Annotated in this window: 15 protein-coding genes and 1 pseudogene; 1 reads left to right on the top strand and 15 read right to left on the bottom strand. The window is 52.9% G+C overall.

The annotated features are described in order from the left end of the window. Positions 1 to 18: 18 nt before the first annotated feature. The 4 genes and pseudogenes from PLZ73_02020 to PLZ73_02005 form a co-directional block, all read right to left on the bottom strand. Entirely contained in the window at positions 19 to 1,509 is a 1,491-nt protein-coding gene (locus PLZ73_02020) for a DUF362 domain-containing protein (GenBank protein ID HOO76644.1), read from the bottom strand. Between the two features lie 76 nt (positions 1,510 to 1,585). Next, a complete protein-coding gene (locus PLZ73_02015) occupies positions 1,586 to 1,942 on the bottom strand; it encodes a four helix bundle protein (GenBank protein HOO76643.1) in 357 nt (118 codons plus the stop codon). Between the two features lie 103 nt (positions 1,943 to 2,045). Next, positions 2,046 to 2,201, bottom strand: a pseudogene (locus PLZ73_02010) (GxxExxY protein). Positions 2,202 to 2,279: 78 nt separating this feature from the next. Continuing rightward, complete coding sequence (locus PLZ73_02005; protein ID HOO76642.1) at positions 2,280 to 3,584, bottom strand: hypothetical protein; 1,305 nt, start codon at positions 3,582 to 3,584, stop codon at positions 2,280 to 2,282. Between the two features lie 153 nt (positions 3,585 to 3,737). Here PLZ73_02005 and wecB point away from each other — a divergent pair, with 153 nt between their 5' ends. Next, on the top strand, positions 3,738 to 4,817 hold the full coding sequence (wecB, locus tag PLZ73_02000) for a UDP-N-acetylglucosamine 2-epimerase (non-hydrolyzing) (GenBank protein ID HOO76641.1): 1,080 nt from the start codon (positions 3,738 to 3,740) through the stop codon (positions 4,815 to 4,817). On the opposite strand, the gene PLZ73_01995 is transcribed toward wecB, so the two are convergent. From PLZ73_01995 to PLZ73_01945, 11 genes are all read right to left on the bottom strand, one after another. Continuing rightward, the gene (locus PLZ73_01995) at positions 4,774 to 5,877 is read right to left on the bottom strand and encodes an acyltransferase (protein HOO76640.1); all 1,104 of its coding nucleotides are present in this window, start codon (positions 5,875 to 5,877) and stop codon (positions 4,774 to 4,776) included. The two genes, wecB and PLZ73_01995, sit on opposite strands and share 44 nt — an antisense overlap. Before the next feature lie 71 nt (positions 5,878 to 5,948). Continuing rightward, on the bottom strand, positions 5,949 to 6,932 hold the full coding sequence (locus PLZ73_01990) for a glycosyltransferase family 2 protein (protein HOO76639.1): 984 nt from the start codon (positions 6,930 to 6,932) through the stop codon (positions 5,949 to 5,951). After that, complete coding sequence (locus tag PLZ73_01985) at positions 6,895 to 7,923, bottom strand: glycosyltransferase family 2 protein (GenBank protein HOO76638.1); 1,029 nt, start codon at positions 7,921 to 7,923, stop codon at positions 6,895 to 6,897. The genes PLZ73_01990 and PLZ73_01985 overlap by 38 nt, the downstream gene beginning before the upstream one ends. Beyond that, the gene (locus PLZ73_01980) at positions 7,920 to 9,077 is read right to left on the bottom strand and encodes a DegT/DnrJ/EryC1/StrS family aminotransferase (protein ID HOO76637.1); all 1,158 of its coding nucleotides are present in this window, start codon (positions 9,075 to 9,077) and stop codon (positions 7,920 to 7,922) included. The genes PLZ73_01985 and PLZ73_01980 overlap by 4 nt, the downstream gene beginning before the upstream one ends. Continuing rightward, positions 9,070 to 10,086 carry a GDP-mannose 4,6-dehydratase gene (locus PLZ73_01975; protein ID HOO76636.1) on the bottom strand — a complete coding sequence of 339 codons (1,017 nt, stop codon included), beginning with the start codon at positions 10,084 to 10,086 and terminating at the stop codon, positions 9,070 to 9,072. Before PLZ73_01975 ends, PLZ73_01980 begins: the two co-directional genes overlap by 8 nt. Positions 10,087 to 10,174: 88 nt before the next feature. After that, positions 10,175 to 10,864 (bottom strand): acyltransferase, encoded by a 690-nt coding sequence (locus PLZ73_01970; GenBank protein HOO76635.1) that lies wholly within the window; start codon positions 10,862 to 10,864, stop codon positions 10,175 to 10,177. A 2-nt stretch (positions 10,865 to 10,866) separates the two neighbouring features. After that, the gene (locus PLZ73_01965; GenBank protein HOO76634.1) at positions 10,867 to 11,964 is read right to left on the bottom strand and encodes a DegT/DnrJ/EryC1/StrS family aminotransferase; all 1,098 of its coding nucleotides are present in this window, start codon (positions 11,962 to 11,964) and stop codon (positions 10,867 to 10,869) included. A 1-nt stretch (position 11,965) separates the two neighbouring features. Next, positions 11,966 to 12,994, bottom strand: coding sequence for a Gfo/Idh/MocA family oxidoreductase (locus tag PLZ73_01960; protein ID HOO76633.1), 1,029 nt, complete (start codon positions 12,992 to 12,994; stop codon positions 11,966 to 11,968). Between the two features lie 24 nt (positions 12,995 to 13,018). Continuing rightward, positions 13,019 to 13,510 carry an acyltransferase gene (locus tag PLZ73_01955; GenBank protein HOO76632.1) on the bottom strand — a complete coding sequence of 164 codons (492 nt, stop codon included), beginning with the start codon at positions 13,508 to 13,510 and terminating at the stop codon, positions 13,019 to 13,021. Positions 13,511 to 13,573: 63 nt separating this feature from the next. Next, the gene (locus PLZ73_01950) at positions 13,574 to 15,154 is read right to left on the bottom strand and encodes a glycosyltransferase family 39 protein (protein ID HOO76631.1); all 1,581 of its coding nucleotides are present in this window, start codon (positions 15,152 to 15,154) and stop codon (positions 13,574 to 13,576) included. A 13-nt stretch (positions 15,155 to 15,167) separates the two neighbouring features. Beyond that, a complete protein-coding gene (locus PLZ73_01945; protein ID HOO76630.1) occupies positions 15,168 to 16,688 on the bottom strand; it encodes an O-antigen ligase family protein in 1,521 nt (506 codons plus the stop codon). Between the last annotated feature and the right edge of the window lie 309 nt (positions 16,689 to 16,997).

Raw genomic sequence — 16,997 nt, 5'->3', positions numbered from 1 at the left:
TTCATTCTACTCTATGCTCTATGCTCTCTGCTCCATGCCTCTCTCTATATGACCTTTCCAATTCGGGGCCGGCTCGAAGGGGGCAAGATGGGGCAGATCGGTCCCGGGCACGAGGCATACTTCCGGGGGCCGGGACCCGCCCAGGGAGAGGCCGGGAGCCGAGGCCACTTTGGCCACGATCGGGAGCCTGGCCTCGTCGAAGCCCATCAGGCCGACGGCAACCCGGTCCACGGCCAAGGGGTTGAACCCGGCGATCAGGACCCCGACGTGCCGGGGATCCGGAACCATCGGCCCCTTCCCTTCCCCGGCGATAATGCCGTCCATCAGGGAGAGATACGACCTTCGGGGGGTTTCGTGGATAACGCCGTCGCGGTCGGCATAGAGTAAAACCCGATTGAGGTCGACTCCCAATCTCCAGAGCGTGTCGTTTCCGTACCAATGGCCGCAACGGACCCGGCGGCCGAGCAGGCGCTTGTAGACGAGGTCGGCGGTCTCGATGGTGGGGTCCGCGGCCCGTTCCCCCAGGGAGAATCGCCGGTAGAAGTTCAACAACCGGTTCAGGGGCCGGGCCACAACCGAGCCGAGCCGGCCCAGGCCGATGTCTATGGCCGTTCTTACCAGCTTCCCTTTCCACCGGAGCCACTGGCCGCCGGTATCGGGATATTCGTCGCCCCCGTCGCGCGGCTCGCCGATCCGGTAATGAGGCAGAAAATTCTTGTCCGTGTTGATGCCCACGATGTTTTTGACGCTCAGGGTCACTCCCGCGGTCTTGTGGGTCTTGAGCTTGGGAACGCAGATGACGACATCGGCTTCGAGAATATCGGCCGCCACCGAATATTCCTGGATTTCGCCGCGATGGTGCGCCTGGGGGATGCGGCGGTCGAAATCGGCCCCGTAGTAGAGCTTCTCGATTTTCGGGGGCAGGCCGTAAAAAGCGCTGTGTTTCCCCAGGTTGACGATCGTGGTGTGCCGGGCGCCGTAACCCTGCACGCGGCGGTCCAGAAAAAGGTTGTTCTGATCGTAGCCGGAGACCACGACCCTTCTCAGGTCCCGCAAGCCGATCCGGAGCGGATACGATCGATTCAGGATCTCCAGCATCGGCCGCACCCGGTTGACTTCGATCAGCTTCTCCCAGTCGGCGTCGGTTACGGGCGCGTCGGCAACCAGGAGTTCCCCGCTTCCCTGCAAAGCCAGCTGGGCGTAATCGATCAGGGGCCGCAGAACCGAAGCGTGAACCACGATCGACAGTGGGGTTTCCCCCCCCCGGTGGTAGTGGAGGGCGAAGTTGGGTTTGATCACCACCTTGTTCCCGGGGCGGATCAGCTCTCCCAGGGGATTCCACTCCCTGGTCCCGAACCGTTCCCGGTCCAGCCCCAGGAGCTTCAGGGTTTCGCGCACCCCGGAGTAAACCCGGTTCCCCGGGTCGGTGCCGACCCGAAACGGAAGCCGCTCCAGCTCGGGGAAGACCTCCGGGGGATCGAACGGCGGTGTCCCAGGGTAATCCTTCAACCCCGTCTCCACCACAGCAACGGTATTGTTCAATAGGAGATTAGGCTGAAGACTGAAGGCTGAAGGATTCATTGAATTATTTGTCCTGCAACGAGCGAATTAAGCCATTAAGAACTTTTTCCGTCTCAATAAGTTTTATCCCAAGCAAGTCTGAATCTTGATGAACTAAAAATCCCAATCGTTGCGCCAGGTCATATTGATAATGTAGCTCCCTTGTCGAACCAAAGGCAATGGAGAGGAAGCGAACGTAATCCAAGGTAGTGGCTCTGGCACAACCTTCAACGATATTGGAAGCTGTCGATACCGCAGCTCGTCTCATTTGTGAAGTTAACCCATACTGCTCCTCTTTAGGAAAAAGAGCGGTGACTCGGTAGACCAATAACGCCACCTCATCAGCCAACTCAAACGCTCTCAGTTTGGTGTGATCTCTCATACCTTTATTTGGATTTTCTTATTTCTGCCCTATCTTCAGCCTTCAGCCTTCAGCCTTCAGTCTTCAGTCTAAAAAACTTTTATTTTTCCATCACGCAAAGACGCTAAGGGGCAAAGCCGCCAAGATTACTCTCCTCTTCCAAACCGTTAACCATCCTTTTAATTCCATTTTTCATCAAGTCGGCGCCAAAATTCAGAAGGAAACCAAGTCTCAAACCGGATAACCGCAAATAGGTGAGCAATTGCTTTAAATGAACTGGTTCTCCTATTTCATTTTCAGTCATTTTTCCTTCGCGCCTTGGCTTCTTTGCGCCTTTGCGTGATACGTCCCTTTCACTCTAAAAAACTTTTATCCTCGATTCGACGATGATGTTCTTGCCCGAAGCGGGGACCGGAATATCCTCCACATACTCGATCCGGATTTCGATACCCCGGAAAGCATTCCGGATATGGGCTTCATGCCCGGCGGCGTAACCGTCCCGGGGCACCACCCGCACCGTCAGCTCCTTCTCGTTTTCCTGGATGACCCGGAACGCCTGTACAGGGAGGTCCTTGAATATATGGGCCACGGCCGGGGCGGCGATGAGTTTCCCCTCCGGAGTCCGGATGATGTCCGAGACCCTGCCCACCACTTCCTCCAGGATCGGCAGGCCTCGGCCGCAGGCGCAGACCCGGTCGGAGAGAACGCCGACGTCGCCGATGGCGTAGCGGATGAGCGGCATCCCGTAACGGTTGAGGTCGGTTACCAGGATTTCCCCCCACTCTCCGGGAGCCACCGGGACACCGTCCCTGGCCGTCTCGATGACGACGTTCTCGGCGGCGATATGCAACCCCCGATGCTTGGGGCATTCGGCCGCAAGCATGAATTCGCGGCTGGAATAATTCTCGAAGGGCTCGCTCCCGAACCCCCGGCGGAGGATTTCCCGGGACCGGGGAGTGAGTTTTTCCGAGGAAGTGATGACATGGGCCGGCCGCCAGACCGCGGGGCCTCCCCGTTTTTTCAAAGCCCCGGCCAATATCTCCAGCCAGGAAACATATCCTTTGAGCCCGTGGGGCCGCAGGCGCAACAGATAATCGAGCGATTGTTCGATCTCGTCTTTCCCGGCGCCGAAGAGCGATATCCGCCGCTGCCCCTGGAGCCGGCGCAGCAGGCTGATCACGCTGTGTTTCTCTGCGGGGAGACCGGAAACGAGCAGAAACTTCTCCAAGGTCCTGTATCCGGCCCAGGAATACGACCGGTTGACCGCGGCCTCCGTCCAGGCCATCTCCCGGGCGTCGTGATAGAACCGGGTGGGCAGACCGCTCGACCCCCCGGTCGAGTAGAGGAGCATCAGCCGGTCCGGGAAATCCGCCGCGACCAATCGGGCGAAATTCTCGTTGACCTGTTCTTTGCTCAGAACCGGCAGGCGTGCCAGATCGACAACGCTCCGAATATCGGCGGCCTCGATCCCGTCCCGCTCCATGGCCTCCCGGTAAAAAGGCACCCGGTCCCAGGCGTGACGGATCAGAGCCTCGATTTTGCCGGAACGATACCGGGCCAGGTCTTCGGGTTTCCACCACTGCGATTTTTCCAGAAACCGCCGGGAGCGGCAATAGACGCGCCCGTACGGAAGCAGCGCGACAGTCTTGAGAATTTTATTCATCGGTCTTTTCCCGTGGTGTTTCCGCTTTTTATAATCGGGGTAACCACCGTAATATTATCAGAATCGATACGTTTTAACGACGCCCGGGTTGGCCGCCGCGCCGCCCAGGCCCCGTGAAACCGGGACGCCGTGGTTTCAGCGGAGCAGACGCCGATGAACGGGAAAATTTGTTCGATCGTGGGGGCCCGACCCCAGTTTATCAAGGCCGCCGCCGTCGGCCGAGAGCTGCGACGGCGGTTCGCCGAAGTTCTGATCCATACCGGTCAGCACTACGACGAGTCCATGTCTTCGGTATTCTTCGAGGAGTTGGAGATCCCCCCGCCGGACTACAACCTCGATATCCGTTCCGGCCCGCACGGCCGGCAGACCGGGGCCATGCTTGGGGCCCTGGAAGAAGTTCTGATAGGGGAACGGCCCGACCTGGTCCTGATTTACGGGGACACCAACTCGACCCTGGCCGGGGCGCTGGCGGCGGCGAAACTCCATCTCCCGATCGCACACGTGGAAGCCGGCTTGAGGAGCTTCAACCGGGAAATGCCGGAGGAGATCAACCGTATTCTCGCCGACGAAATCTCCACCCTGCTTTTCTGCCCCACCGCGACCGCCGTCGATAATCTCCGGCGTGAAGGCGTTACCTCGGGAGTCTTTCTGACCGGAGACGTCATGCTCGATGCGCTCATGCGTTATCGGGAAAAACCGTCGGGGGGACCCGCGCTTCTCCAATCTCTGAACCTGAACCCGGGCGGGTACCGGCTGCTGACCATCCACCGGGCCGGAAACACCGACTCGGTTTCGAACCTGGGATCGCTGCTGGCGGCGCTGGGGGAAAGCGGCACTCCCATCGTCTTCCCGGTTCACCCCCGCACCAGGGGCAGGATCTCCGAAGCCGGGCTGGCCGTGGCGAAGAACATACGCTGTATCGATCCGGTGGGATATCTGGAGATGCTGTTTCTGGAACGAAACGCCGACCTGATCCTGACCGATTCGGGGGGGATTCAAAAAGAAGCCTATATCTTCGGGGTCCCCTGCGTCACCCTCAGGGAAGAGACGGAGTGGGTCGAGACCGTCGCAGCGGGCTGGAATACGTTGGCGGGAACCGCGCCGGAGACCATCCTCTCGGCTCTGCTGCGTTCTCGCCCCAAGAGCGAACGGCCGAAGATATTCGGAAGCGGAACCAGCTCGGCCCTTATTACCGACATTCTCCTGGACTTTCTGGCACGGGGGTCGGCTTGACGTTCCTTCTCTCCTCCGTCCCCCAGATATAACGCCGCCAGGGGCGGGGGGTGACGCGGCCGCCGATCCAGACCAGCAGGAACGAACCGGCGGCGCAAAGGGGCAAGACAAACAGATGCCAGGGGAACAAAGGCCATCCCCGTCTCGCGAAAAGGCACCTGAACGCCCCGGTGAATATCAGATGTACCAGGTATACCGGCAGGACCATTCCTCCAAGTGTGATCCAGTACCGCGGGGCGCCGGGACGCGCCGGAGCGATCAAGAGCACAAACCCGGCCGCCGATACCCCCAATCCGAAGATCAGAGAGACGGGCGAAAAATACACGCTCCACGAATCGAACCGACCCGCCAGCACCAGGGTTTCCAGATACTTGGCGACGGCCAGCGCCGCCGCCGCCACCAGGATCGGGGCCCGGTTGCGCGCGGCCCACGCCCCCGCCCCGCTCCGGCGGAAAACGAGGCCCATGGAGTAACTGGCGAAGAACATGAGCGGATTGAGGTAGGTAGCCGCCGGTGAAACATGCCGGTACCCCTGGGGAAGCGCGATGGCATACCTGAAGACCAGCGCCGAGCAGACGACGCCCCCCACCAACCCGGTCGAAAACAGCACCCTGCAATCGACGTTTCTGAAAAGGTACCGCCCGATTTCAAAAAGCATAAGCAGGGCAAGAAAGTAATAAACGGAGGAATAACCGATCAGGAATCGGGCCCAGCCCTCCCAGGAACTCCTCCCGCCGGTGACCCCGACAAGCGGAAAATAGAGGATGGTGGCCCATAACAACCAGGGAATCAGGTAACGCCGGGAGAGGAGATACCCGAGAAAAGATTCCCGCCCTTCCCGGGGCGCCAGATAACCGCTGATGAAGAAGAATACCGGCACTCCGGCGGTGGAAACCACGGCGATGAGAGCAAGGTACCAGGGAGGAGCCGAAAAGAGGGGGGACGGGCTCGGATAGGGGGAAAAATGTGCGAAGAACACCGATCCCATCGCCAACACCCTCATCGCCTCGATGCCGGGATTCAGGACAGGGGCCCGCTTTATGAGGGGAGATTCAACCATTCACTGCGGCCGGGCGGAGATCGCCGTCGACGGAGCCGAACATGGAAACCCGGCTGTTCCTCCGAAAACGTTCAATCGTCCACATCGGCGGCCGCTCCCGCGCCGGAAGATTTGGCCAGGCGCTGCAGCCGATAGATGTCTCTCTTCAGGCTCCCCATCTGATTGGCGAGAAAACCGAAACTGAGCATCTGTATCCCCGCCACCAGGAGGATAACCATCAATAGATAAATCGGCCGGGCCGGGTAAAGGGTCCTCATTAGGAATTGAACGAAAAACATGACGCCCAGCGCGATTCCCCCCAACACCATCAGGAGCCCCACGGCTCCGAATATCAGCATCGGCTTCTGATAAAAGGAAAAGGCCAGGTGGCTGAAAATCAGACGGCGCGAATGGAACTTGGATTGGCGCCCCCGTTTCCCGGGAACGGCCGGCTCCCAACGGAGGACGGCGGGAATCTCCCCCACCCGGTATCCCAGGGCCAGGCATTTGGCCGCGATCTCCAGGTGGATTTCCTTGCGGTCGGATTCCAAATCCAAGGCCTGGATGACTTCCCGGCGGTATCCCCGGGTCATTCCGCTGAGCATGGTCAGGTCCCCGGAGACGGAGGCGGAGAGGAGTTTATTGCCGAACCGGCTCAGAAACGCGCGCTTGAAGGGGATGTTTTCCAGGCGGCCGCCGTCCTTGTAGGGGGAGGCGATCACCACGTCCAGTCCCGTTTCCTTCAAGGCCCGGTAGAGTTTTTCGATGATACCCTCCCCCCAGGAGAGGTCGGATTCGGTGGTAACGATAAAGCGTCCCCGGGCGGCGGCGAACCCCTGGCGCAGGGCATACCCCCGCCCCCGGTTGACCGGATAGGTGATCAGGTTCAGATGTTCTTCGGCGACGGCGAGAGGCTTCAGCAATCCCAGGGATCCGTCGGTGCTCCCGTCGTTGACCAGGATCAATTCCCAGGTTCGTCCACATTCCTTCAGAACCCGCAGAAGCTTCCTGGTATTTTCAGCAATGCCCTCCTCCTCGTTATAGAGGGGGGCAATAACGCTCAGCTCTATCGGCATGACAGTTGTTCCCTGCATCCACTGTTTCGGACTGCGACATGTTGAGACTGTCTTCTATCAGATAACGTGGCCGGTGACGAGCTTCGTCAAGCGCACGCCACAAATATTCACCGAGCACCCCCAGCATAAACATCATTATTCCGCTCACCACCAACAATACCGTCATCAAGGAAGACCAACCTTGGGGGGGAACGCCTCTGAGTGCATTAAAAAGGACAACAGCCAAATAGCAAAATCCGATCAAAGCGAAGAGAAAACCGGTATAAGTCATAAGGCGTATAGGAAAATAGGTAAACGACGTGATCGTATCGACGACCAGCTTGATCTTTTTTTTAAAAGTCCACCCGGACTTGCCGAATCGCCGGCTCTGCTTATCGTATAGAATGGATTTTTGCCTAAAGCCCATCCATGATAATAGCGAGAATATGCTCACATTATTTTCACCGAATTCGTTAAAAGCGACAATGACCCGCCTATCAAGAAGAAAAAAATCAGCGCCAGTGGGCGGTAGGTTCTTCATAGCCAGGGAATAACGCATTAATTTATAGTATATTTTAGAAAATAGTTTGTCTTTCCCGATATGACCCTCCCGCTTTCCTCGAACCGCCCATACTATTTGAGCACCTTTTTCCCATTCTTCCAACAATCTCGGAATTTCTTCCGGCGGATCCTGCAAGTCCGCGGCTAAAACAATCGCACAATTTCCAGGAGCATTATTCAGCCCACAGGCTATCGCTCTATGTGATCCGAAATTTCTTGAAAATCGGCAACCCCGCAACCGCTGATCCTCCGCCGCCAATTTGCGGAAGACGGGAAACGTGTCGTCGATCGAGGCATCATCCACCAATATCCATTCCCAATCGAATCCCGTCGCATCGAGAGATTTCTTTAATCGGGAGAAGAGCAATGCTAGATTAGCGGCCTCGTTATGCGCGGGCGTAATTACGCTGACCAACTGCCTGAAAGAACTTGATCCGTCCGGATATTTCATCTTCTCATGCATGCTTTTTGAAGAACTGCAGCTACCCGATCCTGCTCGGTCGGTTCCAACTGCGGGAAGAGCGGCAATAAGATGCATCTGTCCTGTGCATTTTCGGAAAGAGGCAATGGATAACGTGCGGTATGGTTGGAATAGGCTGGTTCACGATGGGCGCACATAATTCCTCGGCGAGTGGCAATCCCATGCTTTAGAAGATACTCCATCGTCGCCTTTTGACCAACATTCTCGGGAAGCATCACGCAATAACTTTGCCAATTGCTCCGTGTCCACGTCGGCTCATGCGGTATTTCCAGCCCCTCAATACCGCTAAGCAAATCTTCATATCGACGAGCCAGCGCACGACGTTTTTCGACAACAGCGGGAAGACGGCAAAGCTGTTCTCTTCCGATAGCCGCCTGAATATCGGTCATTCTGTAATTATACCCTAAACAATCGTACGATTCGAAAACAACCGTATCCGCCTCATGCCGATCTTTATCCGTGACACTCATGCCATGCTGGCGAAGAAGCCTGAATTGCCGATCCCAGTCTTCATGCCGGGTCGTGATCATCCCGCCATCGCCCGTTGTGAGCACCTTGCGGGGGTGAAAAGAGAAGCAGGCGATATCTCCATGTGGTTTCCCGATCTTTTCCCAAGAATTATCGATCAGAATTTCACTGCCAACCGCGCATGCGGCATCCTCGACCAATGGTAGGGAATACCGCCGAGTTAAAGCCATAAGCTTTTCCAAACAACACGGCATTCCCATCTGATGAACGCAAAGAACAGCTTTGGTACGGGGTGTAATAGCCCGCTCAACCAATTCGGGATCGATATTATATGTCCCTGGAATAATATCGACAAACACAGGAGCAGCTCCGCAGTATAAAATACTATTGGCCGTGGCTATAAAAGAATGGCTTACGGTGATTACTTCATCTCCAGGCTTGATACCCACGACCAGCAAAGCCAGGTGCAAAGCGGCTGTACAACTGGAAACCGCACAGGCATGATCCGCACCGACAAAGCCCCTAAATTCATTCTCGAATGCAGCGACCTCGGGACCTTGTGTCACCCATCCTGAACGAATCGGTCGCTGGGCGGCTTTTATTTCTGCTTTCTCGATAAATGGCCGTGTAATCGGAATATTATGCTTATTATCCATTGTAGGATATTTGGGACCGATCCCAATTTTGAACCACTTCGTCTTCAAGAAGTTTTTCCGGCGTTACCCCCTGTTCAACATACCATTCCTCCAATTTCTTCAATCCTTCGCGAAGAGAATAGGTTGGAGAAAAACCTATGAGTTTTCGCGCCGCTGAAATATCTGCGTAAAGGCGCAAGGTATCTCCGGGACGTGGCGGATAATGTTCTATCTGGCTTCTTGCTTTTCCGGTGATCGCCGCAACCTCTTCAACCAAATCATTAATCGAGATTTCTTTTCCGCTGGCTATATTTATCGTTTTCCCCACCGCTTTATCTTCAAGTCCCGCTAACAATATTCCACGAGCTGTGTCGGAGACGAATAAAAAATCTCTTGTTTGCCTACCGTCGCCAAAAATAATAATCGGTCGACCTGCCAAACACCTGAGTAGAAATTTAGGAATCACCTCGCCGCTGTCTCCTTCGTGATGGGAGCGCGGTCCGTAGGTATTGAAAGGCCTCACAATTACAGTGGGATATTCGTAAGATCGGTAAAATGCCCTGGCATAGCATTCTCCGGCCAACTTGGAAGCCCCGTAAACCGTCATCGGAAACGCAGGATGCCGTTCGTCCATAGGGACATTGAATCCGGTTCCATAGACTTCCGAAGAAGAAACTTGAACAAATCTCTCCACTCCAACTTTTCGAGAGGCTAAGAGGAGATCTAAGGTAGCGGTCGCGTTAACCTCATGATTCTCTTTAGGGGAATGGATGGAGTGACGAACGCCCAGGCAAGCAAGGTGAAAAATAATATCGATCGGTTTTAATAGCCTTTCCACCCTCTCGATAGAGCGAATATCAAGAATCTCCAGTCGGCAATCATTATTTATGACATCAGATAGGTTCTCTTTGCTCCCGGTAATCAGGTTATCCACAACAATAACCTCGGCGCCGGAGGTTATTAGTTGTCTGACCAACTCGGATCCTATAAATCCGGCGCCGCCGGTTACTAAAATTTTTTTTCCATTCAAGTTCATAACTGACCCCACCCGGGTTGATTCTATCCGTGGGTCCAACGCCCCGATATGAATCAATGTTGATCTCGACGAGGGAAGACAGCTATCGGGACGGCTTATAGCCGTCTCTCCATCTCAAAAATCTGGCCGGAACCCCGGCAACAATCGCATATGGTGCGACATCCTCGGCGACCACGGCGCCAGCGCCAATAATGCTTCCCTCGCCGACGACTACTCCGGGTAAGATAATCGCATTAACCCCTATATCCGCGGCCTTCTTGATTCTTACCGGGCGAATCTCCAATTCGGTGGCAATCAATGGTTCCTCAATGGGCATCCCTGTGTGACTCGAACCCAATACTTTTGCGCCCGGGCCCCAACCGACATAATCTTCGATAATTAAATCTCGGGCATCAAAATAACTCTGTGGTCCTATCCACACATAATTTCCTATCTTGCAGCGCCCATCGTGTCGGCCTTGGATAAACGTCTGTTCCCCAAGAAATACGCCATCGCCTATGTCAAACGTCTCGGGGTGGGAGAACCCTACCCCCGCTTCAATGCGAATTCCGGTCCCGACCCGATCCGCCAACGCTCGAAAAACGATCGCGCACATCAATCTCCCGAATTGCGAACAATCTGCACGAAACCGTCCGTAGAGCGCCACCAGAGCCTCCCTATCCATGGACTCACTCAAATACTGGGAAAACTCGTGATGGAAAGCAGGGTCGGGCGCGGCGCTCTTTCGACCGTGCCACGCCGGAACTTTTTTAAATGACTTCTTCTTATTCACACTTATTTAAGAATCGCCCCCAGGACAGAAGCAACTTCTCGTACTTCTTCCTCGGAAAGTTCGGGATACATCGGTAAAGAAATAACCTCGGACGCTATCTGTTCAGCTATGGGGAAATCACCCTTTTTATAACCCATGGACACATACCCCTCTTGGACATGAACGGGATACGGGTAGTGAATCCCGGTGTGGATGCCCTCTTTTTTCAAAGCCTCTATAACTCTGTCGCGGTTTTGCACCCTTGCGGCATAAATATGATAAACATGCCTGCAATTCTTTTTCTCGCTAGGGGGGATGACATCGACGTTCTCCAGCGCCTTACTGTAGACCGCAGCAATATGGCGCCGAGCTTCCGTCCACTGTTCGAGGTGGCGCAACTTGACTCGCAGGACCGCTCCTTGAAAACCGTCCATACGGTAATTGTATCCCAACATAACATGATGGTACTTTTTCTCCTGACCCCAATCTCGAAGCATTCTGATCTTCTGCGCATATTCGGGGTTGTCCGTTACGACAATCCCTCCTTCTCCGTAAGCTCCCAGGTTTTTACCGGGATAAAAGCTGAAACAACCCATATCCCCCAAACTTCCCACTCGTTTCCCTCTGTATTCGGATCCATGAGCTTGACAAGCATCTTCAATGACAACGATCTTTCTTGCCTGCGCGGTGTCAAGGACGGCCTCCATGTCGGCAGGATGGCCATACAGATGAACCGGTATGATTGCTTTGGTTTTATCCGTAATTGCGGCTTCTAGCCTGGATACATCGAAAGTATAATATTTCGGATCGATATCGATCAGCACCGGGCTGGCACCGGTATAAAGAATGGCGGCGACGGTGGCAACGAAGGTAAACGGGGTCGTGATGACTTCATCCCCGGGTCCTACGCCGGCAGCTAATAGAGCAAGGTGCAAAGCGCTGGTTCCGGAATTGACGGCGATTCCTTGACCGGCGGCACAATACGAGGCGAATTCCTCTTCGAAAGCCGTTACTTCTTTTCCCAATGTATATTGATTGCTTTCAAGGATTTTATCCAGTGCTTCCGCGATTTCCGTTTTTATTTCCTGGTACTGTACTTTGAGGTCTAGAAAAGGGATCATGTTAACTCCTATCGAATGGCTTCAAGTCGACAGCCTGGCCCATTTTTTTCATCGATTCATTGACGGCTTCGAGAATCTGTATAACACGAAGCCCCGCCCGACCGTCAGTCAGCGATCTCTCGGATTTCTCTATGCATCGAATGAAATAAGCAACCTCATTAGCCAATGCTTCTCCGATTTCAAGCTGCGGGATCCAAACATCTCCGGATCGATATCCGATCCGCATCTTGTAATCCGGGTTTTCGCTCGATGTTATCGTAATTCCTTTATCATAAACTCGTATTTTTTCGCTCGGCTCCAAGTCATCGAATACCACCATTTTTTTCGAACCGCTGAGCAGAAGCCGCCTGATCTTTACCGGAGCCAGCCAATCGACATGGATATGAGCTATCATGGTTCCGGAGAAGAACAACGTTATATACCCCGTGTTTTCAGGTTGCCCCTTGACATGGCTCATCGCAGTCGCGGAGACGGCCACTGGGCTTTCCGGGAGTATGAAATCCATAATGGTCAGATCATGCACGGCCAAATCCCAAAAAACATTCACATCGTGTTGAAAAAGACCTAGATTGATGCGAACCGAATCATAGTAGTTGATGTGGCCCAATTCATCGTTTTCCACTAAGAGCTTGATTTTTCTTATTGCCGGGGTGTACACGAAAGTGTGGTCGACATGGAGACAGAGATTTCTCTCATCGGCCTCGCTAATAAGCTCGCAGACCTGGGTGGAATTCTCTGCCAACGGTTTTTCAACCCATACATGCTTGCCCCTCTTTAATGCTTTAAGAGCTAAATCAAAATGTGTAGCTACCGGAGTGGCGATAACCACGGCATCAACACGGGGATCTTCTATCACCTCATCAGCATGAACGGTAACGGCCAGTTTCGGATAACGTTTTCTTGCCAACTCCAGGCGCTCGCGACGCAGATCGCCGACGATGATAAGCTCGGCTCCGTCGAGTTCAGCAAAGTTTCTGACCAAATTCGGTCCCCAGTATCCATATCCGATAATACCAACACCAATCGACATGTGATCCTTCCTTTCGTGTTATCCTTATCTGCCGGCTTCTCCCCCGGCGTCGTCCAATCTTTTGATTATTCTGGCAGGAATTCCCGCGACAAGACAATGTGCTGGGACATCGTCGGTAACCACGGCTCCCGCAGCCACCATCGCGTATTCCCCTATTTTAACACCACATAGAATTGTGGCGTTAGCCCCGATACTGGCTCCTCTGTTCACTTCGGTGGGAATTATTTCCCAATCATCCGGGTCCTTTAAGCTACCGTCGGAATTGATTGCTCGAGGATATTTATCGTTAGTAAAACAGACACTCGGTCCTATAAAAACCCCATCGCCGATGCTGATACCCTCCGGAATAAAAGCGAATGCCTGGATCTTGACGTTTTTTCCCACTATCACACCCTTTCTAATCTCGACAAATGCCCCTATTTTGCTGCCTTCGCCGATCGTGCAGCCATAGAGATTGACCAAGTCAGGGTGGTAGATCAGCACATTTTTTCCCAATACAACGTCGTTTTTTATCATGGTTTCTTACGCCTTACCTTAATTGATTGTAGAAAGTTATTTTCGGATTATCACATGTGTCTGTCAAGACATTATTCCAACCAGTCTTGCCCGTTCTTCCTTAATTGATTCGCCCCAAAAATTTCCAGTCAACAACCGTTTCCAAATAAGCGCGGCAAAGAGCATCATCAATGGTTCGATGGGGAATCGTAGCCGCTGCTGCCCATACGTGATCAACGTAAAAATAACGGTATAAATAATCATCGTCCAAGAAAACCTCAACGCAGGGCCGAAACGAAAATAGAAATAGATCCCGCCCAGAAAAAAACAGAGCAGCAGCACATAGCTTCCCGCCGCAATGTAGACGATCGCATTTTTTAGCATTTCCATTTGCGGATGATTCATAAACCGATTTTTTACCCTCTGATTGATTTGATATCCGACTATATATTCCAGATCCGGACTGAAAAATTTGCCCCATGTCCCCGCTTTGTGTTTTACCGTTTCCCAGGGATTACCGATCATATGCGATACGCCCATGCGGGCCATGGCGTCCGTCAGCTCCAGTTCGTTTTGATACTCGGTCCCCGCCTGACCTGAAATAAATTTCATTCCTTCCTCATTCGATGTGGTCAGAACCGCATACTGCACCTCGGTTCCCCACCATATAAATCTTTCGAAAACCAGATAATTTCGCAACCACCAGGGTAAAAACAAAATCACATAAAACATCGCGTACAATAAAAAAGTCTTGATAATAACTTTTAAAGAAATTCCGAGACGCACAAAGTAATATGCTAGCGCTATCGGAAATAATAGCAGTATCGGGCGAACCCACAAAGAAACGACGGCGATAATAATCCCTACTATAACTCTATACCATCCGCGATTTAGGCTAAACTCCATGGATTCGAATATATACACAACAGCAAGCAATAACGATGTAAAAAGAATATCGGAACAGAGATAACTGCTGACCACGATGTGGGTCGGGTATAAGGCCAATCCCAGAGAGGCCAATTTGCCGACGCCGTTGGATACTTTCCTGCCGATCGCAAACAGCAAAACGCAATTAAGAGAACTCAGGAATACATTCGAAATTTGTCCCGCTACTTCATTTATTCCGAACAACCAGTAAATCGCTGCCAAAAATAAATGATACCCCGGCGGTTTAAATGCGGTTGGTTCAGGATATCCATATTGACAATGCGAAACGATATCGGCGGCCTGCTGAGAATAAACCTTCCAGTCCGAGTATGATTCGTTTCCGATGAAGAGGACCCAGGCAAGCCGCAGCAAAAAAGCGACCGTAAATATCGATAACGACCACGATCTCGGCGATAGTCCGGCGGTTTTAGAAATTAAACCGATAATTATGGGGCGAACAGACCTCCAGAATATTCCGAATACCAGAAATAGGGTGCCCAACGTAATCAAAATCGATCCAAACCATCTGCCTAAAACATAAGTATTCGGGTTAGCGATTTCGGCTGCGACCAAACAAGCTACTTGCTTCAAGAAATACGGAGAGGCCAATATTATCCCGATGAAGAGACAAGCAACCGCCATAAAAATGAGAAAGTTGCGGCAAGTCGCCGCGCCTGCGGCAATTCGGCCGAAGCGGTTGATCCTGTCTATGTTCTTGCTGTTCGATGAAACAGTCATTCGTCGGCGCCTCTCACCCTAACCCTTCCTCGTATCTTTCCTGCGTGATAATGGAGTCCAATTTGACTATACAGGCGGATAATATCCAAAATATGGCCAGTAGATCTACGTGGTTAAGCCGCTGACCGGTTACATTAGCCACGATGATGGCGGGAGCGCAGCCGAGGTACCCGAGGGCAAAACCCCTGAGAAACGGGTTTCTCTCTCTTCGAAATACTCTATACGAACAATACACGGTATACCCAAAAAAGAGCATGATGCTGGCCAATGTAATTATCCCCATCTCCACCAACATCTTCAGCCAGCCGTTATGCGCCGACCCCCCCAGCTCGCCTCCGGTGTATTCCCGGATTTTATATTGAAAAACCCCATAGCCGTGCCCGAAAAATGGGTTCTGTTTCCAGACGTGGAGCCCCGTCTCCAGGAGAAGATAGCGGGTACGGACACTGATCGAACGTGATTCGGAGGCGTAGCTGGCCAACCCCGTCGAGGAACTATAAATAGTTTCCGAAGATTCCATTTTCGCGGCATCCTCGAACCGGTATCTGATCGTGTCCGGAATCATGGCCGGATTTAAAATAAACGGTACCACCGCCAGTAAAACAAGAATCACCAAGAGAATCGGGTTTTTAAAGAAAGTAATTACACCTAGGGACGGGGGCAATGAAACCCAGGCTCCCCGGGAGTTGGTAGGAATTAATATCCTAAGACTCATCAGCAATGGGAGTAGCAGAAGCTTGGCATCGAAACGGCGAAAATTCACCAGGAATTGCCCCCACATCAACCCGACATAATAAACGATAAACGCTCCGAAGTTATTAGGGTGACGGTTCAGCCCTCCCAGACGCCGATGCATTCCCGAGTAGGTCCCGAAACCAAGATTGACCCACTGTAAAAGACCCAGATAAACCGCCATAATCACTACGATCATGGAAACTCCCACCACGATCCGGATGGTGGAACGGTTTTGCAACCGGCGGACGAAAATCAGGTAAAGAACCATGGGAGTCAAAAAGCGCTTGAGATCGAGGATTATATCAGAAGAATAGTAGGCTGAACCGAAATAGAGACTCCCTCTGGCGAAGGAAACGACGATAGTGGCCATATATAACCAGACCATGGTATTGGCTGGAGACTTTCCGGAATACTTCCGTTCATCTTTGGATGATCCGGCAAACATCCCCAAGATCAAAGCGGCCAATACGATGTTGGTGCCGTTCAACGCCTGCTGTAATCCTCCAAAGTCAGCGGGCAGAATGGCGTTGTTGGGAATATAAAGGGCGGCGATGATGAGAAGTATCTCATAACGAAAAAGCAATCCATAAATCATTGCCGGGATGCCTATAACTCCGATAACCAGATACGTCAGTAGGGGAATAGAAAGAGACTTGGCCTCAATCGAAATAAACACGAATGAGACCAAAAAACACAGGGGCAACGCACGGCGGAAGCGGTCGCCGCGGGAATTGTTCCAGCAGTAATACAGCACCGTCAAGGTACTTAAAAAACCGACTAACTGATAAAGACGGCCCATGTTTTAGGGTCCAGGGGGAGAGCAGAGGGCATAGCGCATAGAGCATAGCGTAAGACCTCTACCAACCTCCCAGGGTTCAGGGTTCAGGGTTCAGGGTTCGGGGAAAGAGCAAAGAGCATAGTGCATAGAGCAGAACGTACTCCTCAACCTCACCTTCTTCCGCCCCCCTTCATGAACTTCATGTCCTTCATGGTTCTTTCCCAATTCATCCCCAATCAGAGTTAATCAGAGTAATCAGGTGCAATAAGGGTTCGGGGGGAAAGAGCAAAGAGCATAGTGCATAGAGCAGAGCGTACTCCTCAACCTCAC

This window comes from bacterium (genome assembly GCA_035380285.1).
Lineage (GTDB): Bacteria > Auribacterota > Erginobacteria > Erginobacterales > DAOSXE01 > DAOSXE01.
This window is presented reverse-complemented; position numbering and strand designations above follow the sequence as displayed.

Excerpts from the sequence above, each read along its gene's own strand:
- PLZ73_02015 (HOO76643.1), bottom strand. The coding sequence starts at position 1,942 with ATGAGAGATCACACCAAACTGAGAGCGTTTGAGTTGGCTGATGAGGTG.
- PLZ73_02005 (HOO76642.1), bottom strand. The coding sequence starts at position 3,584 with ATGAATAAAATTCTCAAGACTGTCGCGCTGCTTCCGTACGGGCGCGTC.
- wecB (HOO76641.1), top strand. The coding sequence starts at position 3,738 with ATGAACGGGAAAATTTGTTCGATCGTGGGGGCCCGACCCCAGTTTATC.
- PLZ73_01995 (HOO76640.1), bottom strand. The coding sequence starts at position 5,877 with ATGGTTGAATCTCCCCTCATAAAGCGGGCCCCTGTCCTGAATCCCGGC.
- PLZ73_01990 (HOO76639.1), bottom strand. The coding sequence starts at position 6,932 with ATGCCGATAGAGCTGAGCGTTATTGCCCCCCTCTATAACGAGGAGGAG.
- PLZ73_01985 (HOO76638.1), bottom strand. The coding sequence starts at position 7,923 with ATGAAATATCCGGACGGATCAAGTTCTTTCAGGCAGTTGGTCAGCGTA.
- PLZ73_01980 (HOO76637.1), bottom strand. The coding sequence starts at position 9,077 with ATGGATAATAAGCATAATATTCCGATTACACGGCCATTTATCGAGAAA.
- PLZ73_01965 (HOO76634.1), bottom strand. The coding sequence starts at position 11,964 with ATGATCCCTTTTCTAGACCTCAAAGTACAGTACCAGGAAATAAAAACG.
- PLZ73_01960 (HOO76633.1), bottom strand. The coding sequence starts at position 12,994 with ATGTCGATTGGTGTTGGTATTATCGGATATGGATACTGGGGACCGAAT.
- PLZ73_01955 (HOO76632.1), bottom strand. The coding sequence starts at position 13,510 with ATGATAAAAAACGACGTTGTATTGGGAAAAAATGTGCTGATCTACCAC.
- PLZ73_01950 (HOO76631.1), bottom strand. The coding sequence starts at position 15,154 with ATGACTGTTTCATCGAACAGCAAGAACATAGACAGGATCAACCGCTTC.
- PLZ73_01945 (HOO76630.1), bottom strand. The coding sequence starts at position 16,688 with ATGGGCCGTCTTTATCAGTTAGTCGGTTTTTTAAGTACCTTGACGGTG.